Source organism: Thermodesulfobacteriota bacterium (assembly GCA_025062045.1).
Taxonomy (GTDB): domain Bacteria; phylum Desulfobacterota; class Syntrophorhabdia; order Syntrophorhabdales; family JANXAF01; genus JANXAF01.
In genome coordinates this window covers 107,928-131,265 of record JANXAF010000001.1, presented here as the reverse complement: position 1 = coordinate 131,265, position 23,338 = coordinate 107,928, and the positions used below count along the sequence as shown (strand labels likewise).

General features: G+C 43.2%; 27 protein-coding genes. 13 read left to right on the top strand and 14 right to left on the bottom strand.

Annotated features, from left to right (window positions below):
- Window position 1: 1 nt before the first annotated feature.
- Window positions 2-463, bottom strand: coding sequence for a hypothetical protein (locus NZ583_00650; protein ID MCS7280127.1), 462 nt, complete (start codon window positions 461-463; stop codon window positions 2-4).
- A gap of 34 nt (window positions 464-497) precedes the next feature.
- Complete coding sequence (locus tag NZ583_00645; GenBank protein MCS7280126.1) at window positions 498-1,235, bottom strand: SDR family oxidoreductase; 738 nt, start codon at window positions 1,233-1,235, stop codon at window positions 498-500.
- 69 nt (window positions 1,236-1,304) lie between these two features.
- Between NZ583_00645 and NZ583_00640 the strand changes: the two genes are divergently transcribed.
- From NZ583_00640 to NZ583_00620, 5 genes are read left to right on the top strand one after another with little or no spacing between them, the layout of a single operon-like run.
- Window positions 1,305-2,738 carry a M48 family metalloprotease gene (locus NZ583_00640; protein MCS7280125.1) on the top strand — a complete coding sequence of 478 codons (1,434 nt, stop codon included), beginning with the start codon at window positions 1,305-1,307 and terminating at the stop codon, window positions 2,736-2,738.
- Between the two features lie 2 nt (window positions 2,739-2,740).
- Window positions 2,741-3,466, top strand: coding sequence for a UPF0280 family protein (locus tag NZ583_00635; protein MCS7280124.1), 726 nt, complete (start codon window positions 2,741-2,743; stop codon window positions 3,464-3,466).
- Between the two features lie 10 nt (window positions 3,467-3,476).
- A complete protein-coding gene (locus NZ583_00630; protein ID MCS7280123.1) occupies window positions 3,477-3,887 on the top strand; it encodes a 4Fe-4S binding protein in 411 nt (136 codons plus the stop codon).
- A 3-nt stretch (window positions 3,888-3,890) separates the two neighbouring features.
- Window positions 3,891-5,036 (top strand): cysteine desulfurase, encoded by a 1,146-nt coding sequence (locus NZ583_00625; GenBank protein ID MCS7280122.1) that lies wholly within the window; start codon window positions 3,891-3,893, stop codon window positions 5,034-5,036.
- A gap of 24 nt (window positions 5,037-5,060) precedes the next feature.
- A complete protein-coding gene (locus NZ583_00620) occupies window positions 5,061-5,276 on the top strand; it encodes a dodecin family protein (protein MCS7280121.1) in 216 nt (71 codons plus the stop codon).
- On the opposite strand, the gene NZ583_00615 is transcribed toward NZ583_00620, so the two are convergent.
- The 6 genes from NZ583_00615 to NZ583_00590 are packed head-to-tail and all read right to left on the bottom strand — an operon-like array spanning window position 5,247 to window position 12,237.
- Window positions 5,247-6,236 carry a glycosyltransferase gene (locus tag NZ583_00615; GenBank protein ID MCS7280120.1) on the bottom strand — a complete coding sequence of 330 codons (990 nt, stop codon included), beginning with the start codon at window positions 6,234-6,236 and terminating at the stop codon, window positions 5,247-5,249. The genes NZ583_00620 and NZ583_00615 overlap by 30 nt on opposite strands.
- Window positions 6,233-7,957, bottom strand: coding sequence for a thiamine pyrophosphate-dependent enzyme (locus NZ583_00610; protein ID MCS7280119.1), 1,725 nt, complete (start codon window positions 7,955-7,957; stop codon window positions 6,233-6,235). Before NZ583_00610 ends, NZ583_00615 begins: the two co-directional genes overlap by 4 nt.
- A complete protein-coding gene (locus NZ583_00605) occupies window positions 7,954-8,529 on the bottom strand; it encodes a 2-oxoacid:acceptor oxidoreductase family protein (protein MCS7280118.1) in 576 nt (191 codons plus the stop codon). Before NZ583_00605 ends, NZ583_00610 begins: the two co-directional genes overlap by 4 nt.
- Complete coding sequence (locus NZ583_00600) at window positions 8,526-9,755, bottom strand: hypothetical protein (GenBank protein ID MCS7280117.1); 1,230 nt, start codon at window positions 9,753-9,755, stop codon at window positions 8,526-8,528. Before NZ583_00600 ends, NZ583_00605 begins: the two co-directional genes overlap by 4 nt.
- A gap of 11 nt (window positions 9,756-9,766) precedes the next feature.
- A complete protein-coding gene (locus NZ583_00595) occupies window positions 9,767-10,876 on the bottom strand; it encodes a pyridoxal phosphate-dependent aminotransferase (GenBank protein ID MCS7280116.1) in 1,110 nt (369 codons plus the stop codon).
- 2 nt (window positions 10,877-10,878) lie between these two features.
- Entirely contained in the window at window positions 10,879-12,237 is a 1,359-nt protein-coding gene (locus NZ583_00590; GenBank protein ID MCS7280115.1) for a TrpB-like pyridoxal phosphate-dependent enzyme, read from the bottom strand.
- A gap of 359 nt (window positions 12,238-12,596) precedes the next feature.
- Between NZ583_00590 and NZ583_00585 the strand changes: the two genes are divergently transcribed.
- Genes NZ583_00585 through NZ583_00560 form a run of 6 tightly spaced genes read left to right on the top strand, consistent with a single transcriptional unit; the run spans window position 12,597 to window position 17,203 of the window.
- Window positions 12,597-12,812 (top strand): hypothetical protein, encoded by a 216-nt coding sequence (locus NZ583_00585; protein MCS7280114.1) that lies wholly within the window; start codon window positions 12,597-12,599, stop codon window positions 12,810-12,812.
- A complete protein-coding gene (locus NZ583_00580) occupies window positions 12,809-13,675 on the top strand; it encodes a xanthine dehydrogenase family protein subunit M (GenBank protein ID MCS7280113.1) in 867 nt (288 codons plus the stop codon). Before NZ583_00585 ends, NZ583_00580 begins: the two co-directional genes overlap by 4 nt.
- A 10-nt stretch (window positions 13,676-13,685) precedes the next feature.
- A complete protein-coding gene (locus NZ583_00575; GenBank protein ID MCS7280112.1) occupies window positions 13,686-14,171 on the top strand; it encodes a (2Fe-2S)-binding protein in 486 nt (161 codons plus the stop codon).
- Between the two features lies 1 nt (window position 14,172).
- Window positions 14,173-16,503, top strand: a complete 2,331-nt coding sequence (locus tag NZ583_00570) for a molybdopterin-dependent oxidoreductase (GenBank protein ID MCS7280111.1) — start codon at window positions 14,173-14,175, stop codon at window positions 16,501-16,503.
- Between the two features lie 15 nt (window positions 16,504-16,518).
- Window positions 16,519-16,740: a hypothetical protein gene (locus NZ583_00565; GenBank protein MCS7280110.1), complete on the top strand. Its 222-nt coding sequence runs from the start codon at window positions 16,519-16,521 to the stop codon at window positions 16,738-16,740.
- A 10-nt stretch (window positions 16,741-16,750) separates the two neighbouring features.
- Window positions 16,751-17,203: a carbon monoxide dehydrogenase subunit G gene (locus NZ583_00560; protein MCS7280109.1), complete on the top strand. Its 453-nt coding sequence runs from the start codon at window positions 16,751-16,753 to the stop codon at window positions 17,201-17,203.
- 3 nt (window positions 17,204-17,206) lie between these two features.
- Here the strand turns inward: NZ583_00560 and NZ583_00555 are convergent, their stop codons facing one another.
- From NZ583_00555 to NZ583_00530, 6 genes are read right to left on the bottom strand one after another with little or no spacing between them, the layout of a single operon-like run.
- Window positions 17,207-17,473: a MoaD/ThiS family protein gene (locus tag NZ583_00555; protein MCS7280108.1), complete on the bottom strand. Its 267-nt coding sequence runs from the start codon at window positions 17,471-17,473 to the stop codon at window positions 17,207-17,209.
- Between the two features lie 36 nt (window positions 17,474-17,509).
- A complete protein-coding gene (locus NZ583_00550) occupies window positions 17,510-18,016 on the bottom strand; it encodes a 4Fe-4S dicluster domain-containing protein (GenBank protein MCS7280107.1) in 507 nt (168 codons plus the stop codon).
- A gap of 14 nt (window positions 18,017-18,030) precedes the next feature.
- Window positions 18,031-19,974: an aldehyde ferredoxin oxidoreductase family protein gene (locus NZ583_00545; protein ID MCS7280106.1), complete on the bottom strand. Its 1,944-nt coding sequence runs from the start codon at window positions 19,972-19,974 to the stop codon at window positions 18,031-18,033.
- Between the two features lie 2 nt (window positions 19,975-19,976).
- Window positions 19,977-20,234 carry an IBR domain-containing protein gene (locus tag NZ583_00540; GenBank protein ID MCS7280105.1) on the bottom strand — a complete coding sequence of 86 codons (258 nt, stop codon included), beginning with the start codon at window positions 20,232-20,234 and terminating at the stop codon, window positions 19,977-19,979.
- 22 nt (window positions 20,235-20,256) lie between these two features.
- Window positions 20,257-20,988 (bottom strand): heterodisulfide reductase-related iron-sulfur binding cluster, encoded by a 732-nt coding sequence (locus NZ583_00535; protein MCS7280104.1) that lies wholly within the window; start codon window positions 20,986-20,988, stop codon window positions 20,257-20,259.
- Complete coding sequence (locus NZ583_00530) at window positions 20,981-22,285, bottom strand: 4Fe-4S dicluster domain-containing protein (GenBank protein ID MCS7280103.1); 1,305 nt, start codon at window positions 22,283-22,285, stop codon at window positions 20,981-20,983. The genes NZ583_00535 and NZ583_00530 overlap by 8 nt, the downstream gene beginning before the upstream one ends.
- A gap of 86 nt (window positions 22,286-22,371) precedes the next feature.
- Between NZ583_00530 and NZ583_00525 the strand changes: the two genes are divergently transcribed.
- Both NZ583_00525 and NZ583_00520 read left to right on the top strand, forming a co-directional pair.
- A complete protein-coding gene (locus tag NZ583_00525) occupies window positions 22,372-23,151 on the top strand; it encodes an IclR family transcriptional regulator (protein MCS7280102.1) in 780 nt (259 codons plus the stop codon).
- Complete coding sequence (locus tag NZ583_00520; GenBank protein MCS7280101.1) at window positions 23,144-23,326, top strand: hypothetical protein; 183 nt, start codon at window positions 23,144-23,146, stop codon at window positions 23,324-23,326. The genes NZ583_00525 and NZ583_00520 overlap by 8 nt, the downstream gene beginning before the upstream one ends.
- Window positions 23,327-23,338 lie beyond the last annotated feature (12 nt).

Here is a 23,338-nt window from a genome sequence, read left to right as displayed (position 1 = left end):
CTTATCCGACCCTTTTTCTTTTCATGCCTGTAAAAAAGCCCCTCTTTTTGAGCTCTTCTAGCTTCTTTTGGGTTTCTTCAAAAATTTTCTTTTCCAACATGTAAAGCTTTGCAAGTCTTTCCTCTATTTTTTCTGTAAGCTCTGCCCCTACAAGCTCTTTTTTCTCCTTCAAAACCTTTTGAAGAAAAAATGTGAAATTTTCATTTTCAAAGGAGTATCCTGATAGGCAGCCAATTTTGGCCATCATCCCCATGGCCTCTTTTATTTTCAGCTCAGAAAAGGATCCGAAAATTTCCTCTAAGATCTGGCTTATGCTGTCTTTATAACTATGGCCGACGGGGTTTAAGAATCTATCGCTCTCATTCGTGAGGAAACCGATGCTTTCTTTGTGATATGTGGAAAGAATGTTAAAAAGCCAGAGATCTCTTATAATCTCTATGGCAGCTTCCACGGATAAAGTCATACAAGAATTAACGAATAACTTGCAAGATAAATCTCTATCCGCCCCACCCGCCTGAAACAACAAGGGTGGTCCCTGTGATGTACGAAGCTTCGTCAGAGGCAAGAAAACTAGCTACATACGCCACTTCTTCTGGTTCTCCCATTCTACCTATGGCAGTCCGGGATATGAGAGGTTCTTTATATTTGTCTGGCATTTTAAGGATAGGGGGCGTACGGATTATTCCGGGCACTATGGCATTTACAGTTACTCCGTCTGGCCCTCCCTCTTTAGCCACACTTTTTGTGAGTCCTATTATGGCCGCCTTTGCGGTTGAGTATGCCACTTCTCCTTTTGCGCCTTCGAGCCCATAGACGGAGCTTATGTTTATAATCCTTCCCCACTTTCTCATCCTCATATCAGGAAGGAGAAGCTTCATAAGAAGAAACGGAACTACAACGTGAATCGTCAGAACCTCAACGAACATCTTTTTTTCCGTTTTAGCGAGAGTTCCCGGCCTGTCAAATCCTGCATTATTTACAAGAATATCTATCGGTTTTTCCTTTTTTGCTTGAGAAATCAGTGATTCAAGTTTGTTTGTGCGCATAAGATCGAATGCGTAAGAAAAGACAGAAAAACCCTTCGATTTTAACTCCTCGGATACCTCTTTTAGAGCTTTTTTGTTTTTATCGACAAGTACTAGCTCCGCACCCTTTTCAGCGAAAACAAATGCGCATGCCTTCCCTATGCCTTGAGATGCGCCTGTGATTAAGGCTCTCCTTCCCCGAAGAGACATACGAAGGTGGCCTAAATTTTATAAAAATTTTTGCAAAGGCACAAGCATTTCTGCTAATTTTAATACCCGATGAAAAAATCTCCATTAAAAGTCTTTTTTATCATTCTCGTACTTTCTTTTTTCTCTTTACGATGTACCACGAACCCAGTTTCAGGGCAAAAAGAGATAATACTTTTATCCGAAAAGGACGAGATTAAACTGGCAAAGGAATGGTATCCAAATATACTTTGGAGCGCTGAGGGAGCAGGGGGTGAATTTAAAGACGACAAACTAAAGGCCTACCTTCGGGACTTAGTTTTACAAATACACCGAGTCTCTCATAGACCGCACCTTCCAATAGAATTTGTGATTCAGAATAGTTCATTACCGAATGCTTGGGCCATTCCAGGATATGTTGCCATAACAAGGGGTTTGCTCTGTGCTTTAGAGAGTGAAGCTGAGTTCGTCTACGTGATGGGTCACGAGATAGGACATATCTCTGCCCGCCATTCAGCTTCTCAGATGTCAAAGTCAATCCTTGCGGATTCGCTACTTAAAGTGGGAAGCTACGCACTTTCAGGCAAAAGTTACGCAGACTGGGCAATGGCATTGGGTTCGATAGGAGCCAACCTTCTCCTCCTTAAATATTCGAGGGAGGATGAGCTGGAAGCGGATAGATTGGGCGTGGAGTATATGGTGCGATTGGGATACGACCCAAAGAATGCTATATATGCCCACTTAAATGTCCAAAGGGCTTCGGATGAGTACTTAAGACGGGTTGGAAAAGATTCGGAGGAGGGTAGCTTTTTTTCCGAGCTTCTCTCGACCCATCCGAGAACAAAGATAAGAATTGAAGAGCTAAAGACGATTACGGAGAAGGTAAAACCTGTAAACCTAAGAGGTGATGGCACCCAGAGAAAGATTTTTCAGGAGGCTATCTCGAACTTAAAAAGGACGCACAGAATATATATCACTTACTATGACCCGGCAGTTTCGGCACTAAGAAAAGGAAATATCAAAGAGGCCGAAAGATTAATCGACAGAGCTTTAGAGGAAAAAAATGACGAGGCCCCGTATCTTACCTTGAAAGGTATTCTGGAACAGAAAAGGGGCCGCCATTTAAGTGCCGAGGGGTACTTCAGGCGAGCCCAAAAGATAGATCCCTCCTACGTGCCGGCACTAAGAGGTCTTGGCATAGTATGTTATGAGAAGAAAGATCTCAGAAACGCCATGGCCTTTTTGAAAGACGCCCTGTCTCTTTTTCCAAACGATGTGCCCTCCCACTACTATTTAGGAATGGCCTATTTCGATTCTCATAACTATCACTACGCGATTAACCATCTTGAGTTTGCCTTGCAAGCTTTACCAGAACACCCAACCATCTATGGGACCTTAGGAATCTGTTACGAAAAGACAGGGAAAATCCACAAGGCCTATGAGTACTACCTAAAGCAAGTAAAAGTGGCACCGGATAACGAAATGGGTAGATACGCTAAAGACAGGTTAAGATCGATCCAGAGATAAAGATGGCATACGAAGAAAGGTTCTATAGAAGGATCTCAAACCCAGAAGATCTCGTAGCTTATGAGGTCAAATACAAAGAGAGTGATCTTTTCTGTTGCACAAAGACCGATCTTTCTGCTTACATAAGGGAAAGGTTAATTTTCTACAGGAACCAGATCGAAAAGTACATAAAGCATAATCCCTTTTTCAAAGACAGCCTTTCGCCTATAGCTTATGACCCATTGGCTCCTTCGATCGTAAAAAGGATGCTTGAATGTTCACAAAAGATCGGGGTCGGGCCCATGGCCAGTGTGGCAGGTGCAATAGCAGAGTACATTGGCGAGGACATACACGGACTTTCTGACGAGTTCATAATAGAGAACGGGGGGGACATCTACCTAAGAACGAAAAGGGAAAGAATTGTCCTTATTTACGCTAAGGATTCTCCTTTAAGCCAGAGAATTGGGTTAAAAATCAAGGCTTCCGATGATCCTTACGGGATATGTACATCTTCAGGAACTTTTGGCCATTCTCTGAGTTTCGGAAAGGCAGATGCTGTGTGCATTGTTACGCGTTCTGCAGCAATGTCGGATGGTCTTGCAACTTATATCGGTAATCTTGTAAAAACTAAAGACTCCATACCATATGCGATTGAGGTTGCGAAAAGATTCGAAGAGATACTAGGTATTGTCGTGATTGTGGGAAAACATATGGGGGTCTGGGGGGATATAGAGCTTAAGGCCACATGAGGGAAAGGATTTGAAAAAAAGGATCCTCATAAGGTTCAAAAAAGAAGCGATAGATAAGCCTATAGTCTACAGACTGGCAAAAGACTACGATCTAATCTTTAACATCCTAAGGGCCCATGTTTATCCAAAGGCTGAATCTATAATGGTCTTAGAAATAGAAGGGGATGATGCAAACTTTGAAAAGGGCATCGAGTACTTAAAGAGTAAAAATCTCGAAATAGAACCCATCGAACAGGACATAACGAGGGACGAGGAAAAGTGTGTACACTGCGGGATCTGTACCAGTGTCTGTGCTACCGAAGCACTTTCAATAGACAGGAAAGATAAGATGCGAGTGAAATTCGATTACGAAAAATGTGTTGCCTGTGAGCTCTGCGTGAAAGTCTGTCCAGTACGGGCCATGAACGTCTATTTCGATTAACCTATGAGAAGGGTTTACCTCGATTACAACGCAACAACACCTCTTCACCCGAAGTTAAAAAATGAGATAGAACCTTTTTTCGATTACCTTTTCGGTAATCCTTCAAGTACTCACTGGGCTGGAAGGCTGGCAAAAGAAAAGATAGAGGAGGCTCGCCTAAATGTGGCAAAACTCATAAACGCGAAGCCAGATGAAATAATCTTTACTGGCTCTGGAACAGAAAGCTCAAATATCGCTATTAAAGGGATAGCCTTCGGTTTCAGAAAAAAGGGGAATCACATAATTTCCACAACTGTCGAACATCCTTGTGTTTTAAACACACTTAAGTATCTCGAGTCCAAAGGGTTTGAGGTAACTTATCTACCGGTAGACTCTATTGGACAGATAGATCCTGAAGAGGTAAAAAGGGCGATAAAGAAAGAGACGATCCTAATAACTGTCATGTACGCGAATAACGAGACTGGTACCGTCTTACCGGTAAAGGAAATCGGTAAAATAGCGAGAGAATACGAAGTGATATTCCATTCGGATATGGTTCAAGCACTTGGGAAATTAAAGATAGATATTGAAGAATTGAATGTAGACCTTGCGAGTTTTTCAGGACACAAGGCATACGCTCCGAAAGGAATCGGTTTTCTTTACGTTCGGGAAGGAATAAGTGGTATGGAACCACTCACTCACGGAGGTCATCAAGAAAAAGGTCTAAGACCAGGCACAGAAAACACTTTAGGAATAGTTACAATGGGCATTTGTGCGGCCTCGCTTATGGAAGAGATAGATCGCGACATAGAAAGGATGGAGAATATGCGCAAAAGACTGCTCGAAGGCATTACAAAATGTGTAGATGGGATTACGCTTAACGGGGATCAAGAAAGAAGGCTTCCAAATACTATAAATCTGAGTTTTGATGGCATAGAAGGGCCAAACCTTTTAAGTGTACTCGATAGCTTAGGTATAGCTATATCTTCTGGAGCTGCGTGTACATCCGGTAAATCCTCTTTGTCCCATGTCCTTTTAGCGATGGGGCTTCCGGAAGAAAAAATAAGATCGGCGGTGCGGATAAGTCTTGGTAAATTTACAGAGGAAAAAGATATAGATTACGCCATCTCCGTTATCCCCTCTGCGGTCAAAAGGCTAAGAGAAAGATAAAGATACCTAAAAAGGGAGGTTTATATGGCGGAGGGAGGAAGGGTAGCCCGAGTAACAGAGGTTATAGCTGGCTCGCCCAAAAGTTTTGACGACGCAATAATGGTTGGATTCAAAAGGGCAACGAAGACCTTACGCGGAATAACCGGCATAAGGGTAAAGGACCACAGATTGAGAGTCGAAAATGGCAAGATAGTGGAGTACCGAGTGACCTTAGAGATTATATTCGTTCTTGAAAATTAAGCTCTTTAAACCGTAGTCGTCTGGGAGACCTTTTAAAAACCAAAAAAGAGTACGAAGGTAGTAACTGAGGATCCTTTTTCTTTTTTCTGAAAGGAACGTAACTGGAAAAAAACCCAAAAGTAGAAGCGTTCCGAGTAGAGTCTTTAAAAACCTAACAAAAACGAATGTATTTGAGTACCAAACGGGATAGTGTTTCCGGATGAATTTAAGAAGAGAAATATTGTACTCTAGCCTTCCTAAAACCCAAACCTTTCTTACTGTCATCCCCTGGTCGTGAATGACCTTGCAAGAAGGGACAAAAACACAAGATCCTTCAATCTTTTTTACTCGCAAGCAAAAATCGGTCTCCTCGAAGAAGAAGAAAAACCTTTCATCGAACCCACCGAGTCTTTCAAATGTGCTCCTCCTTATCATAAGGCAGGCACCTATTAGGGATTCTACTTCAAAAATCTGTCCTAATAAGGGATCAGAATGGATCAGTTTTCTACTCCTATTTGTAAATAGAGCCTCATAGACGAAACGAGGAACTATTTCGACAAGAAGGGACGGGACATGGGAGTAAGAGCGTTGGAATGAACCGTCAGGATATATAAGGGACGGACCGGATACCGCGATATTCGGATATGAATCCATAACTTTTTTTAGCTTTAAGATCTCTCCTTTAGGCAAAAGGATGTCGGAATTAAGAAGAAGCAAGTACTTGCCAGTAGATATGGAGGCACCTAAATTTACAGCCTTGGCGAATCCGAGATTTCTATTTTGTCGCAGGTATTTTATTCCGATGCTAAACCTTTTTACGATTTCTTCGGTTTCTAAATCGCTACCGTTATCCACAACGATCAATTCTCTTATTTCAGAAAAGAGCTCTCTGTCCTCTAGTATCGATGTTATGAGCCTTGATAGAAGATTTGGCGTATCCTTTGTGACTACAAGAACCGATATGGTTCCTTGTGGGTTCAAAGGCTATCAAGCCTCTTTCTTTTTGCGGGACAGACATATAAGCAATTTCCGCACTGTACGCAAAGATCCCGGTTTATTTTCACTTTCTTTTCTTTCTCGTCGAACTCCAAAGAAGGGCAATCGAAGTACCTTATACATCTTTTACAGCCAGTGCAGACTTCTTCAAGGTCTATCTTCACTTCAAATCTTCTCTTTGAAAGGAGGAGACATTCCCTCCTTGAAATTATCGCGAAAGGACCCTCTCCCTTTTGGAGGTGGTGATGGGCTTCTTTTATGGTATTGATTACAAAAGGAATATCATACGGGTCGACAATACGTATGTTTTCGATTCCTAAAGCTCGCAAAGTAGCCTCAATACTTATTGATCTACTTTTTTCTCCTTTTGCGGTGATCCCAGTCTGCGGTGTTGGCTGCATACCTGTCATGGCCGTTGTGCCGTTATCGAGAATCACTAAAATAAACTTCTTATTCTTTTTTCTGGCATCGTATATTGCGGGAAGGCAGGCGTGGAAGAATGTGGAGTCGCCTAAGGAAGCGAGGATAGGAATATTCCGATTTTCCTTTGAGAAAACGTTGTAAAAGCCAGAGGCCAAACTCACACTTCCACCCATATCCACAACCGTATCCACAGCCCCAAGCGGGATTCCAAGTGTATAACAACCTATGTCTCCAGGAAATATGGCTTCCGGAAAAGCCTCCCTCATTGCATAAAAACAGGCCCTGTGTGGACATCCGCTGCAAAGCTTGGGAGGTCTTGGAACTATGTTAATAGTTTTACTTAGATCTTCCAACGCATAATCGATCTCATTTTGTACTTCAATTCCCGAATCCCTGCATAAACTTGTAATAGCCTCTTTTATTACATCGTAGGTTAATTCTCCTGCACCACTTAAAAAACCGTTTAGCCTTCCGTAGACTCTTTTTGAATCGTTAAGCTTAGCCTCAATCACCGCGTCAGTCTCTTCAAGGATTAAGACCTTTTGTAAGCTTTGTGCGAATTCCTTTACTTTTGTGTCCAAAGGATGGACTCTAAGTACCTTATAGACTGGAATCATTCTTATGAGGTTGAGCTCGGTTAGAACATCAATTGCGACCGAAAATGACATACCAGATGCGACAATACCTAATTTGGCGGTCTTTCCTTTGCTGATTAACCCTTCCTTTAATCTTACCCTTCTTTTTCCCGGTCTATAGAGGGGGACGGCCTCTCTCGAGTGGCTCACCCTGTGGGTTGGTCTTATAACTATCGGTCTTTTAGTCTCAAAAGACAGGCGAAGAGCAAAATACGCCACATCGGCTGCCTCTTTAGGGCTAGAAGGATCAAAGCACGTAACGTCCATGAAAGTACATAGCATCCTTGTGTCCTGCTCGGTTTGGGATGACTGGGGACCCGGATCATCGCAGGAGACAATAACGAACGATCCTTTTATCTCGTGGTGTTTAAAATTGTAAAAGGCTGGGAATGCAACGTTCAAACCTACCTGCTTCATCATACATGCCGCCTTTTTTCCATAAAGCGCCGCACCGTATGCAACTTCATAAGCGACCCTTTCGTTTACTGACCATTCACAATGTATTTCTGCATTTTCCCTTTTTGAAAATTCTACTATTCCTGGCAGTATCTCAGAGCTCGGTGTTCCCGGATACGCTGCGGCTATCTCTAGCCCGGCTTCAACGAATCCCCTCGCAATCGCATAATTGCCTATCATCAACTCGTTCATTTTAAAATCTCCAATCCTTTTCTGTAACCATTCTCAAATACTTTAAGGTTCCCCTCCAACATTTTCCCCTGGAGCCTATAAATTATGGCTTCTTTGAGGTTTTCGTAAGTTAATGGTTCTATTCCCAAAGATGAGAGAAAACCGAGAACGGCCATGTTTGATGCCAGAAAAAGACCCTCTCTCCTTGCTATTTCGTCCGCATCCAAAAGGTAGAGCCTTACACTTCTCTCTTTTAAAGCATCCGTTACTTTCCGATCAATCTCAGATTTATTGGTGTTTACTATCCCTATGCCCTTCTTTTTCAAGTAAGAAACGTTCCTCAAAAATTCGCTCTCTTCAAAACCCAAAAGTATGTCGGCACGCCCCTTTCCAACAATCGGGCTCTTCACATTACCTATTTTGACCTGGGATATGACAGAACCCCCTCTTTGACTCATCCCGTATTCATCCGATCCTATTGCATAGACGTTCTTCCTTACAGCCGAGTCTATAAGGAGAGTTGAGGCTAAAAGTACTCCCCGACCCCCAATCCCGGCGCATATAATCTCGATGGATAATCCTTTAGATCTCATATACTTCCTTCCATTATGAAGACCGTAAGCCCATCCTTTGTCAAATACTCTTTGAGATCCTCCAGTTTCTCCACCGTGTAGTAATCCTTAAATCCGATCCCTTCCATGAAGACTTTAAGGTCCGAGACCCTATTTTTTGCAAGGATCAAAAGGTGGTAATGCGAATCATTGTACAACGTATTTATGAAGGCTGGAATTCCTGAGTGAAAGAAATGGTCTTCGTATGTGATGGCTAGGATCCTTCTTTCGGGATTGGTCTTTTTTATTCCGTGGGCCATGTTTATCGATGATGCAGGACCCAATGTATCCCTTACTACCTCGTAACCGAAGATCGTTTCAGCTTTGCCGTGGATATTTTTTTTAATACTGTTTTGATAGTCAAAGGGTTTTATCTTTTCCTTAAAGTCACATATTTGGTACTCAATGACAGAATGGGGATCCGAAAGAACGAAGGCCTCATCCACATCTTCTAAAAATCTCGAGACGAGCTTTAAAGGCAGAGGATGGACGGTTGAGAGATAAAGCGTGCTAAAGTCCTCGAAAAAGAAAGAAAGGGCACTCTGTCTATACGAGATGAAACCAGTAGTACCTTTTAGTCTTATCTCATTTCCTTGGTAGTTTTCGAACTCTTCCCTTATTGACTTTATTTTTTCATTGAGAATCTTATGGAGTTTATATCTAAAACTAGGAGTTGCCGCCCATCTTGAAGGGTTTTTGTGGAATTCAAAAGAACCTGTCGTTTGGACCATTGAGCCAGTTTTTGAGATCGGGCAAAGTTTGTCCAAATAAAGTACATCGAGTTCCACAATTACAGGGATCTCAAACTTCTCTGAAATATACATCCCGAAGCTTATCGCATCTCTGAATTTTTCACTTCTTCCCTCTACAATGAGAGGTAGCTTTGAAAAGGGACCAAGAAAAGCAAAGTCATGGTCTTGGTCACGGACTGCCACGATGAGCAGCGGTCCAAGTACGCCCATATAAGCTGAGCTCATAATGGGATCTAGGGCTTCACATAACTCACGGGTACCAGTTATAAAACACGATCTTTTTTTTACTATGCTTGCAGAAAGAGCAAACTCATAGGCAACTTTTTCGTTAATAACCGTTTCTATGTGTACTTTAGGGTGGCAAAAAGGTACTTCTAGGAGAGGAAGAGCTTTTCTAGAGGTGTAAATGAATTCAATACCTTCTTCTATGAGTAGCTGCACTATATCTTTAAACATGGGCTAAATATTTAAGCTAGCCTCCTTAAAATTTCAATTGCTTTAAGTAGTACATCCTCTTTTTGGGCAAAAGATATCCGTATGTGGGATTTCCGTTTAGAAAAGACGCTTCCAGGAATGACAAAGAGTTTCTCTTTCAGCGCTCTTTCGACAAAAGAGTCACCATCACCTCCAGGAGCCTCAGGAAATATATAGTAAGCACCTTTTGGCTTTAAAACATTATACTTGTCCTTTATTGCCTCGTAGATGAGGTCCCTTTTTCTTTTGTAAGATTCTATCACTGGGGTCATGTCGTAATCGAGTGCCAAAAGTGCTGCCTTCTGGGCGAAAGATGTTACGCTACTAAAAACGTATTGTTGGATCGTAACCATTGAATTTATGATCTCTTTGGGACCTGCCACATACCCGAGTCTCCATCCTGTCATTCCCCACGTCTTTGAAAAGCCTCCGAAGGTCAGTGTTCTTTCATAAAGCTCGCCCATGTAAACTCTTTCGGTGTCATCATCGTAGACGAAAGCATCGTATATATCATCGGAAAAAACAAGGAGCCCCTTTTCTTTTGCGACTTCCTTTATAAGCAAAAGTTCATCCCTCGAGTAAACTGCCCCCGTAGGATTGTTTGGACTATTTATTAAAATTGCCTTCGTTTTCTTCGAGATGGCACGTCTTAGGGGCTCTTCTCTTATTTTAAAATCGGGGTAAGTTTCAAAAAAGACGGGTTTTGCCCCAACTAACCTTATCTGGTATTCGTATAAAACAAAATAAGGGTCGGGTATTACAACCTCGTCACCAGGATTTAAAATGACAAAAAATGCAAGCAAAAGACCTCCTGTCACACCTGGTGTTATAATTACGTCTTCGCAGAATATCCCCTTCTTTTTAAGGTACTCCAAAAGCTTATGGCGCAATTCGGGAATACCACCTGACGGTGTATACTTATTGAACCCCATTTCAATCCATCTTACAGCCTCGTTTTTGATGGGAGGGGGAACGTCGAAGTCTGGTTCACCGATACTTAAATTGATAGGATCTTTAACAGTCTGAACCAGATCGAATATTCTTCTGACTCCTGAGGGTCTAATATTTTTGATTCTTTCCGACATTAAAACTTTTAAATCCATAATCACGGCCTCGGAAATTCTCTAAGATCATGAAGGAGCAAGTCTATCTCTTCCTGAGAGAGAGAATAATCTTCGAGTTTCCCAAGGATGTAGGATTCATAAGCTAGAAGATCCAGAATCCCGTGTCCGCTAAAGTTCACAAGGATCACCTTTTCTTCCTTTGCGTCTTTTGCCTTTTTTGCCTCTTCTATCACACAGGCTAAAGCATGGTTGGTCTCTGGCGCAGGAATGAAACCTTCGGTTCTAGCGAATACTAAACCTGCCGAAAATGTGGCAGTCTGACTGTAAGATCTTGCCTCAATTAGGCCTTCTTTCACAAGTAAGCTTACAAGTGGTGCCATTCCATGGTATCTCAGCCCACCTGCGTGTATTGGTGGAGGTACAAACTTGTGGCCTATGGAATGCATTGGCAGAAGAGGTGTTACTCCTGCGCTGTCTCCGAAATCGTAGACATAATGACCTTTGGTTAAGGTAGGACAGGATGCGGGTTCGCATGCTATGACCTTTACTTCCTTTCCGTTTATCTTGTCGAATAGAAAAGGAAACGAAAGTCCGGCAAAATTGCTCCCCCCTCCAACGCATCCTATCACAATATCTGGGTATTCTTTTATCGATTCGAGTTGTTTTTTTGCCTCAAGCCCTATTATCGTTTGGTGGAGGAGAACGTGATTTAGGACGCTACCTAAAGAGTATTTTGTCTTTTCAGAGGTCATAGCATCCTCTATTGCTTCACTTATAGCGATACCCAGGCTTCCGGGATGGTCCGGATCTTTTTGACAGTAACTTTTGCCTATCTCAGTATCCATACTTGGGCTTGGCACACATTTCCCTCCGTATGCCTCGATGAGCATCCGCCTATAAGGTTTCTGATTGTAACTAACTCTTACCATGTAGACTTTTAATTCGAGCCCAAACTGATTACATGCGAAAGCCAGAGCACTCCCCCATTGTCCCGCGCCTGTTTCCGTAGTTAACCTTTTTGTTCCGAAGACCTTGTTATAGTAAGCTTGCGCGATTGCTGTATTAGGCTTGTGGCTTCCAGAGGGGCTTACACTTTCGTTCTTATAGTAAATCCTTGCCGGCGTTCCAAGAAATCTTTCAAGAGAGTATGCCCTGTAAAGAGGGGTAGGTCTCCAGATTGCAAGTTTTTCTATAACCTCGTCCGGTATCTTTATCCATCTTTGTGTACTCATCTCCTGTTCTACGAGATTAGCCGGAAATATGCGGAAAAGCGTTTCTGGGTCTATGGGTTTCTTAGTTTGGGGATCGAGCGGAGAAGGAAGGGGTTTTTTAAGATCTCCCTGAATGTTGTACCAAAACCTTGGAATCTCACTGTCAGATAAAATGATCTTCTTTACCATCCGGACCTCCCCACAAAAATAAAAGGGCCATGGGTTATGAACCCATGGCCCCAGATAAGCCATGGGCGGTGCGAAGCCGCCCATGGCTTATATTAGGCGGCTTCACACCACACTAACCCTTCTCCACCATATCCAGGATCTAATTATAGCTTGCTTACTGGTCATATAATCATTTTATACCTTCGTTTCCGGCCCTTGTCAAGAAGAAACTGGATGTTCATGATAATGAACGAAAATTCATTAAAATGAACCGAAAAATAGTTGACTTTTCCCAGTAGACGGGCTAAAGTTTAATCCAATTTCGGAACCATGAACAGACTCTCCTTAAAATCGGCCGAATTGCGGACTAAAGCGTAAAAATGGGAAAAAGTAAGATTTTTTGTCCTATAATTAGATGTGCGTGTGTAGAATGTCCCATCTACCGTGGAAGGCACTATTATATTTGTGAGCAGAGGCAAAACGGAAGAGAAGAAGATAGAGGAATCTCTTTGGACTTTGGTGAGCTTGAGGATCTTTTCGAGGCAAAAAAGCTCATTAAAAATGTCGAAGAATTAATAGAAAGGAGCGAGCTATGATACACGATTTTCATTATTTGAAACCCGCATCTCTAGGTGAAGCTCTCTCAATGCTCGCTGAATACGGAGAGGCATGCAAAATAATATGCGGAGGCCAGTCGCTGCTAATCCTTATGAGACAAGGGATGGTTAGACCAGAATATTTGATCGACATAAAGCACCTCAAGGAGTTGGACTACATAACCTTCGATGAGAAAGAGGGACTCTCTATAGGTGCTACAACGACTCACAGAACAATAGAAAAATCTGAAACGGTAAAGAAGTACTATCCGGTCCTTGTGGAGATGGAGAGGAATTTAGCCTCCATCCAAACGAGAAACTGGGGGACTATAGGCGGAAATCTTGCCCATGCTGATCCTGCGGGAGATCCTGCGCCCGTTTTGATTACATTAGGAGCAGAGGTCACGATGACCAGCGTTAACGGAGAAAGAAAGATGCCTCTTGAAGATTTCTTTGTAGATTATTTCACTACTGAGCTTAAAGAGAATGAGCTTCTAAAGGAGATAAGGGTTCCTCCACCTGAACCGAAAAGTGCATGTGTGTATTACAAGTTCAACCTTCTAAAAAATGACATGGCTATAGTTGGAGTAGCCTGCAAGGTTACCCTTATGGATGATGGGACGATAAAAGATGCCAAGATCTGCTTAGCAAATGCAGGGAGAGTCCCGATTCGGGCAAAAAAAGCGGAAGAATCAGTCAAAGGAGAGAAATACAACGAGAAACTCTTCGAAAAAGCAGGGGCCTTGGCTTCTTCTGAGTGTGAGCCTGTTTCCGACATTTATGGTTCGGAGGAATTTAGAAGACACCTTGTAGCAGTCTTGACGAGAAGGATGCTTGCCTCTGCCTATAAGGCTGTAAAATAGAGGAGGGATTATGGAGAAGAAAATTGTCCACTTGAAGGTGAACGGCCTTGAATACGAGCTTTTTATAAATCCAAAGACACTTCTTGTCGATGCAATAAGGGATCACATCGGTTTGACAGGAACGAAAAAAGGATGTGAAAGCGGCTCTTGTGGTGCTTGCACAGTTTTAGTGGATGGCATGGCTGTAAAATCTTGTTCCGTGCTTGCAGTTCAAGTGGAAGGCATGAATATCACGACGGTTGAAGGCTTAGAGAAGAACGGAAAGCTAAGTCCCATTCAGGAGGCTTTCCTTGACTACGGAGCATTTCAGTGCGGGTTCTGCACACCGGGAATGTTAATGTCGGCCACTGCGCTGCTTAAAGAAAACGAAGGAAGGGTGCTCACAGAGGAGGAGATTAGAGAAGGAATAGACGGAAACATATGTAGATGTACGGGATATAATAGCATTATCAGAGCTATTCAGGCAGTCTCAAGGGGAGAATACAAGGAGGGCTAATATGAGCCATGAAGCAAGAGACATAAAGTACTCTGTCTTTAAACCGGGCGTAAAATACTCGGTTATCAACCACAAGACGCGCAATATCGATGGTTACGCTAAGGTTACGGGGAGGGCCCAGTACGCATCGGATATAAAACTGCCGAATATGCTTTACGGGAAAATCCTAAGAAGCCCTTATCCCCATGCTAAAATAAAAAAGATCGACTATTCTAAGGCGCTGGAACTTCCCGGTGTCATGGCTGTTGCAACGGGTCAGGACACTTTGGGGATAAAGCAGGGTATATGGAGAAGGTATAAAGAACTTTGTGACGAACAGATCCTTCCATTGGAAAAGGTAAGGTATATTGGGGAACCAGTTGCGGCAGTTTGTGCAGTGACCGAAGAGATAGCTGAGAAGGCATTGGAGTTGATAGAAGTGGAATACGAGGTGTTACCAGCCGTTTTTACTCCCATGGAGGCTATAAGGAAAGACGCACCAGAAATCCACGAAGGTGTGGAAAGGAACATTAACGTAACTAGACATATAGAGTGGGGAGACGTGGAGGAAGCTTTTGCTGAGGCCGAAAGAGACGGTTACATAAGGGAGGACTGGTTTAGGACATCGAGTCAGCATCACATGTGTATGGAGACGAGAGCGGCTGTGGCGAGTTACACACCAGACGGAAAACTTACAGTTTGGTGTTCGACCCAAGCGCCTTATTACATGCAGGCTCTTCTTGCATGGGTTTTGGGCTTAAGGGAAGGCGATGTGAGGGTCATTGCACAGTACGTAGGTGGAGGTTTTGGTGGAAAGTTCGAGCTTGATGCCGCGATTTTCTGTAGCGCTGTACTTTCAAAGAAGGTCTGCAGACCTGTAAAGATAGTGTTTACCAGAGAGGAAGATTTTATAGCATCCAAAAGAAGGACTCCCATGTACTATTACATAAGAACAGCGATGAAAAAAGACGGAACTTTTTTGGCAAGGGAGGTCCGCGTCTTTACAAACGGTGGGGCTTATACGGGAATGGGTGCCACCGCGCTTTACTTAACAGGCTTTTTCTGCTCCTTCCCTTATAAATGGAAAGCTTATAGATACGATGGTTTTAGAGTATACACAAATACGATCCCTTCAACCGCAATGAGAGGTTTTGGTGCTCCTCAAGCCATGTTCTGTTCCGAACAACAGATTGAATGGATGTGCAAGGATTTAGGCCTCGATCCTTTTGAGGTGAGAAGGAAGAATGCGCACACCGAATGTTACGAAGTGCCAGGTCAAGCCTATATTCAAAGTTGTGGCATGGTTCAGTGTATAGACAAGATAGAAGAGTGGGTCAAATCGAAGGGAGATTTAGGTCCAAACCGGGCAATCGGGATATCGGCTGCTGGTTTCATGTCCGGAGGTATATTTAACTGGTTTGACACGCCTTACTCCTTTTCCTCCGCAGTTGTAGTTATAAACTATGACGGAACTGTGGATCTCTATGTTGGGGCTCAGGACATTGGGCAAGGTTCAAACACCACATTAGCCATGATCTGCGCCGAAACTTTGGGGGTAAAAGTGGAGGATGTGCGTGTCTTCTCAGGAGATACTGGTATTTGTCCGCCTGATTTGGGTGCGTGGGGATCCCGTCAGACACTTATGGCTGGAAACGCGGTAAAGATGGCAGCCGAAGACGCAAAGAGGCAGTTACTTGAGTACGCCTACGCAGAGATGGGCCTAAACATAGTCTATGACTTGGACATAAAGGACAGATGGGTTCACGTAATTGCTAGACCTGAAAGGGGAATGAAATACGAGGATCTCGTAAAGAAGGCCATCAGGGCAAAGGACGGACAGAGGATAATCGGTCGTGGTTACTACACGCCCAGAAGGAAAGGAATGATATCTCCTGCCTATAGTTACATGATGCAGGCTGTTGATGCTGAGGTTGATCCTGAAACTGGAAAGATAAAGATTCACGAAGTAATGACTGCCCATGACTGCGGCCAGCCTATAAATCCTTTGGGGCTTTTGGGACAGCTAGAAGGGGCTGCGGCTATGGCCTTAGGATACGGGTATCTTGAAGATCAGCCCATGGAAGAGGGAAAGATTCTGAACCCTAACCTTGTGGACTACAAAGTTATAAGGGCTGCCGATATGCCAAAGACAGGGATGATCGAAATAGATACTTACGAGGCAGAAGGCCCGTACGGGGCCAAAGAAGCTGGTGAGGGCTTGACCAACCCAACCGCTGCTGCGCTTGGAAATGCCATTTTCCACGCCCTGGGAATCCAGCTTAAAGAGCTGCCATTCACTCCGGAAAGGATCCTTAAGGCTTTGAAAGAGAAGGAAAAAAAGGAGGAAAAGTAGGAAAGGAGGCATACTGTGAACTTTAAGTGTCCCGTCTGCAAGAAACAATACGCAACAAGTATGCAGGTTGCACGCCATATCTTTGGAACAGGTGATAAACCCCACAGGGCTTGGGTAGAGTCTAGGGGTTATTCTTTTATAGATTTGCTCTTAGAGCAGACAGCCGGTCCAGGAAACAGAAGTTATGAGATACTCTCAAAACTCGTAGAAGAAGCTCAGGCCGAAATAAAAGAGTAGGAGGGAAGGGATGGTTATAGAAGGGGAATTCAGACTAAAGGCCGACATAGAGAAGCTATTCGACTTTCTCTTAAAGCCCGAGACGATTTTAACATGCCTTCCCGGAGCCGAATCCGTAAAACTCATAGGAGAGAATACTTATGAGTGCGTCGTGAAACAAAAGGTTGGGCCTATCTCGGCAAAACTTAAGTTCATAAGCAGGCTCACGAGAGTCGAAAGACCTAATCATATAGAGCTTGAAGGCGAAGGGGAGGATATTACGAAGCTTGGGCATTTTAGACAGAAAAGTGTCGTAGACCTTAAGGATTTGGGAAATGGAGAAGTCGAGATAACTTATAAAACTGATGTGCAGATAGTTGGAAAACTCGCAATGTTCGGAGACAGAATTATGAGGGCCAAAGCGAAAGATGTGGAGAAGGAATTTACGAAGAACTTACAGGAGAAACTCAAAGCTTTGGCCTAAGGTTTATCCACCAGAAAGAAATACGATAAGGTTTATTGTATCCCCGTCATTTACAGGGTAAGAGAGTTCCTGTGGGTATGTACTTTTAGCGTTTACTAGGATCTCAACATAACCTCTTAACTTTTTGTTTTTGTCGAACAGTTTTTCTTCGATGTGTGGGTGGAGATTTATGAGCTCTTTTATACATTCTCCAACAGTGGCTCCGGTTGTTAAAACCTCTAATTCTTTTCCGTTGTTTAAAAATGGATGAACGACTATTTTTACTGCCATTTGTACCTCCAAAGGGGCGGTTTTACCGCCCCTTTTTTAAATCTCCGACATGAGCTCTACTGCTCTTCTATGGGCCTGGGCTATCTTTTCTGCCGCTTCCCTTTTTCTTAGAAGCGCTTCTCTTGAGACTTCAACGTAATCTACCGCCTTTTCATCGCAGAAATAGACACATTTAGGGTCGCCGTCGCAAAGATCGCACTTAAAAACCTTCTTTTCTACAGGGTCGAATCCCATGGCGCCGAAGGGACAAACAGCAACGCACGATCTGCAACCTATACAAAGATTGTGATCGACAACGACTCTAGAGAGGATTTCATCTCTAGAGATGGCTTTAACAGGACAAACGTTCATACAAGGCGCATCTATGCACTGCTTACATGACATAGGGATGTAAAGTCCTTCCCATTCCCATTTCTCAACTTTGATTCTAGATTTGGCGGGGTTTGAGACCCCGTGATGATGGACGGAGCAGACAAGTTCACAGAGTCTGCAGCCTGTGCATTTTTCATAGTTTATAACGAGAGCTTTAGGATTTGCGTGCATGGCTACCTCCTTAACTACAGAAGATGGGATGGTTCGTTATCTATGCCGAGTCTTATAAGAGTCTCTTCAGTTGGAGCACCCGTCTTTTCGTCCCATCCGTGATACCTATAGAATTCTTCCCTCATTTTCAAAAACTTCTCCCTATCTATGCAAGTACCAATTACATCCGGAGCGCCTCTCTTAGTCGGTTCAGTAAAGTATCTATCTACAAGAATGTCTCCTTTAAAAGGATCGTCAGGGGTCAACCCTTCCCTGATGTTAAAGAGCCTTTCCATGTTATTGCACCTCTCGGCGATAGTCCACAGCTCCTGAGGAGTAAACTCTAGACCAGTATTGTAGTAGATGACCTTTGTCCAATCTTCAAAATTGGGAAGAGTCGCACCCAAAAATGTGGTGTGGTACTTACAGATACCTAGACTATCCACAGCCATGAAACACTGTTCCTGCCAAAATACCTGCCAAGCTTTACCCTCATATGATCTGAAATCGGAGCTTAGAGGTCCATCGTATGGGACGGGGTTAGAGTATATCTTTCTAAGAACAGGCTCAGGTAAATGGTATAAATCTATGGCCGGTCTGCTTCTTAGATGGTCAGACCCTCTGGATGCGGTCGCTATATTTAATGCAAGGGCAGGGGTTGGTCTCTCATCTGAATGTAAATTCTGCATTCCTTTTACGTGGATCAAGTATTTTATAGAATCCCTGCCTATAATTTCAGCCGCTTTTAGCCCTCCCTCTGCGAGAACATCTCCTAACCATGTGTCTCTCTCACAAACGTGCTTTATCATTTCGATTACGGCCTCGTCATTACCAAATCTCAGATCTATTCCACCTGTGTCTCTTATGGTAAGAATGCCTTTTTCGTAAAGTTCCATTGCCCATGCAATTAAACTTCCAAGCTCAAGCCAATCGACGCCGTACTGGTTGCAGAGATAGTTTCCTGTAAGGACGGTAAGCGCGCTTGTACAACCGACCTCACTTGCAAAAGCACCCTGTGTTGTGTATTCGGGCCCCTCGTCGTAACAACCCTTGTAAGGCCCATCGGGAATTCTGTATCTGGCCCTACAGTGAACTTGGCAAGCAAAACACCCGGCCATGTGGTACTTACCAAAGGTCTCGTTGGCTATCTCGTGGAACCTTTCTGGTTCTACATCGTCGGCGTAAAGTAGCTGGTTATACTGGAAGTTGTTAACCCTTACTCCACCCCATGAGTTAGTCGCACCCCAGATAAAAGGAGTGCCCAAGATTCCCATTGTCTGGTTTACCTTAGCCGTGGTTATCTGTTCGATGAATCTCTTATTGAATTCCAGGGCCTCCTTCGGATAAGCGATCTTTATATCCATCGTTCCTCTGACCGCTATGAGCTTCAAGTTTTTAGAGCCCATAACGGCCCCCATCCCTGTCCTTCCACCCGCGTTTTTAATACCTGTCATAACGTTTGCGAATCTTACGAGCTTTTCTCCAGCAGGGCCGCACACAAGGCACTTAACATCGGGATCACCAAGCTCTTCCCTTACTGCCCACTGGGCTTCGGTCACTGACTTACCCCAAAGGTTTTTTGCATCCCTTATCTCTATTTCTCCGTTGTGTATCCAAATGTAGACGGGTTTGTCAGCTTTTCCCTTTATGACCAAGTGGTCAAACCCGGCCCACCTCAACTCCGGAGCGAAAAACCCTCCCATGTTACAGCTTCCTAGCATCCCAGTAAGAGGCGATTTTGCCATAACATGGGTCCTGGAAGTGGCCGAGGCAAGCGTTCCAACAAGTAATCCCGCACTTACAATCAAGGGATTCTCCGGGGAGAATGGATCTATGCCTTTTTCACAGTGGTTGTAGAGTAAATAGGCGTCTAATCCCCTCCCACCCAAGAATTTACGTCTCATTTCGATAGGTATTGGTTTTGTTTCAATCTTACCGGTTGAAAGATCGATGTAAGCGATTCTTCTGCTCAGTGCCATATTTAGCCTCCTTTTTTCTCAATTTCTTCTAACTTCTTTTTTGCAATCTCAATATTTGTCTCCCAAACCGGGCCGCGGATCCTTGGAAGATCTGGCTTTAGCCACACAACCCTCCACTCGGTCCCACATTTTGGACATTTTATCGTCTTATCTCCCGGTTTAGGGACAAGCCTGTCAAGGCAAGTGGGGTTTGGACATCTCACCTGACCGTAAGTCCTTGTGGACTTCAATGTCTCAGCGGTAGATGTATCCTTGAACATGGTTCCCTCCTTATTTTAAAAATCATGCAGCCTCATGCGAGGCAGCCGAGTATGCCATGTTGAGAAGCACCATCGGATGGTAGATCTTTACTGGTCTTTTTGAACTTATCTGAAGTCCGCAACCACCGCACTCAGTGACAACGGCATCTGGTTTTAGTTCTTCAACCATTCTCCAGATTTTTGTTCCGATAGCATAAGAGATGGGATAGTTTTTCCTTTTCATACCGAAAGAACCTCCAAGACCGCAGCAATCCCTATTTATGCCTATGACTTCGATTCCGGGAATGAGCTTCAGAACGTATATGGTGGCATCTATATTTTGTACTTTGAGGTGGCACGGATTGTGATAAAGAACCTTTAGTTCAAGCCTTCCAAAAAACCTATTGAGTTTCCTTTTTAAGTCTAAGTTCATAACGAACTCGGAAGAATCGTATATCATACTCGATACATAATTCGCCTCGGCGGATGGGAAAAAAGTCTTTCCTTCCTTTTTTAGCATCATGTTACAACTTGGACATGTCGTAACTATGGGGTATTTTCCCTCAGAAGCTTTAAATAGAGACCTCACGATTTTCTCAAAGTTCCTTTTTGCTCCCTTGTAATTTGCGTTTGCCATAATCGGCATTCCACAACATACCTGCTCAGGGACAAGGACCTCTATTTCGTTTATTTCCATGACAGTAACGAACGATTTTGCTATTTCCGGATCGTAATAGTTTGAGAAACACCCTGTAAAATAAACGACTTTATCCACGTTTCTTCCTTTCCTCGTACCACTCTCTAAATGTGGTCCTCGAAAATTTGGGCAATTTTGCCTTTGCGTGAATCCCAGGAATTATGCTTATCAACGTTCGAACGATCGGGATTTCTAGCAGCCAGTTCGAAACTGGAGAAAGTAAAGTTCCGACCTTCGCGAAAAGCTCAGGATTGTCGAACATGACCTTGAATATTGATCTTCCTTTTTTCTGTGAGTAGTCTATCTGTGACTTCCAGAGTAACTCAGGGATTGGAATGCCGACCGGACATTCAACCTCACATCTTCCGCAATGGAGACAGAATTCGAAAGGTTTACGCCTTCCAATGAGGTAAAGGAAGAGAAGATTTTTTGGGCTATAAACTAACTCTTTTACACTTTTTATATGCTGTCCTACCGGACATTGTCTTGCGCAAGCTCTACAATCGATACAGAGGAGAAGATCAGAATAAGCTGTGGATAGGAGCCTTTTTCTCCCATTATCGAAAATAACAATGTGGACTTCCTTCTTACCATCCGAGAAAGGAATACGCTCAAACTCGAAGACCTCTTCGCGTTTGGGTTTTAGATCGAGGATAACAGATTCGAGCCCAAATATTCCCATCGATTGCACGTGCAATTTCGCATCACCGTCATACTCCACTATCTTTTCCAATGGAACGAGGACAAAGATGGTCTTTGCCTCTTCCAAATCCTTGGTGATATTCGACATGTGCTGAAGAAAATAGAGATTTCCTGTTTTAGCCGATGCGGCATTTACGCCTAAAACCGTAACATAGTCTTTTCCGTTTTTTGGTATGGAGAGATCTATTATGGATTTAAGCCCAAACGTTTCAATTAGATTTTTTTCGTGAAGACCTGGAAGCATCCAATAATCCGTGAAAAATTTTTTTTCGGGGGTAAAATCGTTGAACTCTGAAAAATACCTCACAAATGATCTATATCCGTAGCGCCTAAGGAATGGTCTTACCTCGTTTATGAGAACATTCGATTTGTTTAATGAGACTACTTTTGTTTTATCTGTACTCTTCCGTAGTAGTCCGAGAAACGTCTTAGCATCTTGCGCAAAATGGAGTTTAAAAAAAGAGTTTTCGGTTAAAACCTCTTTAAACCTCTCTACATTTTTGTCGAGAAGCTCTCTGTTTCTTAGCCTTACTTCCCTTAATTGACTCTTTATCTCTGAGAGGTCTTTACGTTCGGATTTTTTCCCCGCATGGATGGAAGCCACATGCTTTCTTTTCTCATCGGATGAAGGCTCAAAAACGTAAACCCTTGGGATCCGTCCGTTAACTATCATAAACAATGTTATAATATGCCACGATTTCTAAAAATGTCAAGCAATTTGTCCTTGACATGTTTTAAAATTTGTTTTTTATAATAGACATGTATCGCGCTCCTCTCGTCAGAAAAGTCTTTGACGTTCTTGAAGTCCTGTTAGAGGACAATAATGATTTGAGACTCAGTTACCTTGCGAAAAAGACAGGCTTAAATAGGGGAACACTCTACGGCATTCTTTTAGCCCTCGAAGACAAAGGGTATATAAGAAAGGATAAAGAGAGGAAAACCTACCACATATCTGCGCGTCTTGTTGATCTTGCAAAGAAAATCTTACGAAAATCGAATCTTTCTGGCATTGCTCGTCCTTTTCTAGAGAGATTGTCTAAGAAATTTGATGAAACGGTGTTTTTGGGTGTGAGAAACGGAGATTATATTGAGATACTTGATGCAGTTGAGCCTTTAAAACCTTATAAAATAAGCTCCCCTCCTGGGACAAAACTTCCGCTTACGGCGGGTGCTACAGGAAAGGTAGTTCTGTCCTTCTCCACTGATGAGGAAGTAAGAGCCATAATAAGGAAGAAAGGCCTCAAAAAGTACACAGAGAGGAGTGTATCTGATGAAACTGAATTTTTGGAGGAGGTTCGCAGGGCAAGAATGCTTGGTTATTCGATGGAGGTTGAAGAATACATGAGAGGTGTGTGGGCATGCGCTGCTCCCATTTTTTCGGAAAGAAGGTCTCTTGGTGTCATATGGATAGTGGGATTTACAAGCTTTTTCAGAGAGGAGATGAAAGAGGAGATTATAAAGGAGGTAAAAAGGACGGCTGAGCTAATTGCTCTCGCTTATGAGACCTTTTGGAGAAAGGAGGGGAACGATCATGGATGAAACCTTACTTAAACTTTCAGAAAAGATAAGGGATCTTAGGAGTACTTCTGAGGAGATGCTCAAGATTGGTGGTCACATCCAGACGGTGAATAAGAATTTGAAGAAGATCCTCGCCAACATCAAGATGCTCGAGCTTAACATTACAGATTTAGTAGAGCTAGAAAGAGAGAAGTAGAAAGGAGGGACT

What these genes read in the sequence shown, in the direction of transcription:
- NZ583_00650 (MCS7280127.1), bottom strand. Translation starts at nt 463, where the DNA reads ATGACTTTATCCGTGGAAGCTGCCATAGAGATTATAAGAGATCTCTGG.
- NZ583_00645 (MCS7280126.1), bottom strand. Translation starts at nt 1,235, where the DNA reads ATGTCTCTTCGGGGAAGGAGAGCCTTAATCACAGGCGCATCTCAAGGC.
- NZ583_00640 (MCS7280125.1), top strand. Translation starts at nt 1,305, where the DNA reads ATGAAAAAATCTCCATTAAAAGTCTTTTTTATCATTCTCGTACTTTCT.
- NZ583_00635 (MCS7280124.1), top strand. Translation starts at nt 2,741, where the DNA reads ATGGCATACGAAGAAAGGTTCTATAGAAGGATCTCAAACCCAGAAGAT.
- NZ583_00625 (MCS7280122.1), top strand. Translation starts at nt 3,891, where the DNA reads ATGAGAAGGGTTTACCTCGATTACAACGCAACAACACCTCTTCACCCG.
- NZ583_00620 (MCS7280121.1), top strand. Translation starts at nt 5,061, where the DNA reads ATGGCGGAGGGAGGAAGGGTAGCCCGAGTAACAGAGGTTATAGCTGGC.
- NZ583_00610 (MCS7280119.1), bottom strand. Translation starts at nt 7,957, where the DNA reads ATGAACGAGTTGATGATAGGCAATTATGCGATTGCGAGGGGATTCGTT.
- NZ583_00605 (MCS7280118.1), bottom strand. Translation starts at nt 8,529, where the DNA reads ATGAGATCTAAAGGATTATCCATCGAGATTATATGCGCCGGGATTGGG.
- NZ583_00600 (MCS7280117.1), bottom strand. Translation starts at nt 9,755, where the DNA reads ATGTTTAAAGATATAGTGCAGCTACTCATAGAAGAAGGTATTGAATTC.
- NZ583_00595 (MCS7280116.1), bottom strand. Translation starts at nt 10,876, where the DNA reads ATGGATTTAAAAGTTTTAATGTCGGAAAGAATCAAAAATATTAGACCC.
- NZ583_00590 (MCS7280115.1), bottom strand. Translation starts at nt 12,237, where the DNA reads ATGGTAAAGAAGATCATTTTATCTGACAGTGAGATTCCAAGGTTTTGG.
- NZ583_00585 (MCS7280114.1), top strand. Translation starts at nt 12,597, where the DNA reads ATGGGAAAAAGTAAGATTTTTTGTCCTATAATTAGATGTGCGTGTGTA.
- NZ583_00580 (MCS7280113.1), top strand. Translation starts at nt 12,809, where the DNA reads ATGATACACGATTTTCATTATTTGAAACCCGCATCTCTAGGTGAAGCT.
- NZ583_00575 (MCS7280112.1), top strand. Translation starts at nt 13,686, where the DNA reads ATGGAGAAGAAAATTGTCCACTTGAAGGTGAACGGCCTTGAATACGAG.
- NZ583_00570 (MCS7280111.1), top strand. Translation starts at nt 14,173, where the DNA reads ATGAGCCATGAAGCAAGAGACATAAAGTACTCTGTCTTTAAACCGGGC.
- NZ583_00560 (MCS7280109.1), top strand. Translation starts at nt 16,751, where the DNA reads ATGGTTATAGAAGGGGAATTCAGACTAAAGGCCGACATAGAGAAGCTA.
- NZ583_00555 (MCS7280108.1), bottom strand. Translation starts at nt 17,473, where the DNA reads ATGGCAGTAAAAATAGTCGTTCATCCATTTTTAAACAACGGAAAAGAA.
- NZ583_00550 (MCS7280107.1), bottom strand. Translation starts at nt 18,016, where the DNA reads ATGCACGCAAATCCTAAAGCTCTCGTTATAAACTATGAAAAATGCACA.
- NZ583_00545 (MCS7280106.1), bottom strand. Translation starts at nt 19,974, where the DNA reads ATGGCACTGAGCAGAAGAATCGCTTACATCGATCTTTCAACCGGTAAG.
- NZ583_00540 (MCS7280105.1), bottom strand. Translation starts at nt 20,234, where the DNA reads ATGTTCAAGGATACATCTACCGCTGAGACATTGAAGTCCACAAGGACT.
- NZ583_00530 (MCS7280103.1), bottom strand. Translation starts at nt 22,285, where the DNA reads ATGATAGTTAACGGACGGATCCCAAGGGTTTACGTTTTTGAGCCTTCA.
- NZ583_00525 (MCS7280102.1), top strand. Translation starts at nt 22,372, where the DNA reads ATGTATCGCGCTCCTCTCGTCAGAAAAGTCTTTGACGTTCTTGAAGTC.
- NZ583_00520 (MCS7280101.1), top strand. Translation starts at nt 23,144, where the DNA reads ATGGATGAAACCTTACTTAAACTTTCAGAAAAGATAAGGGATCTTAGG.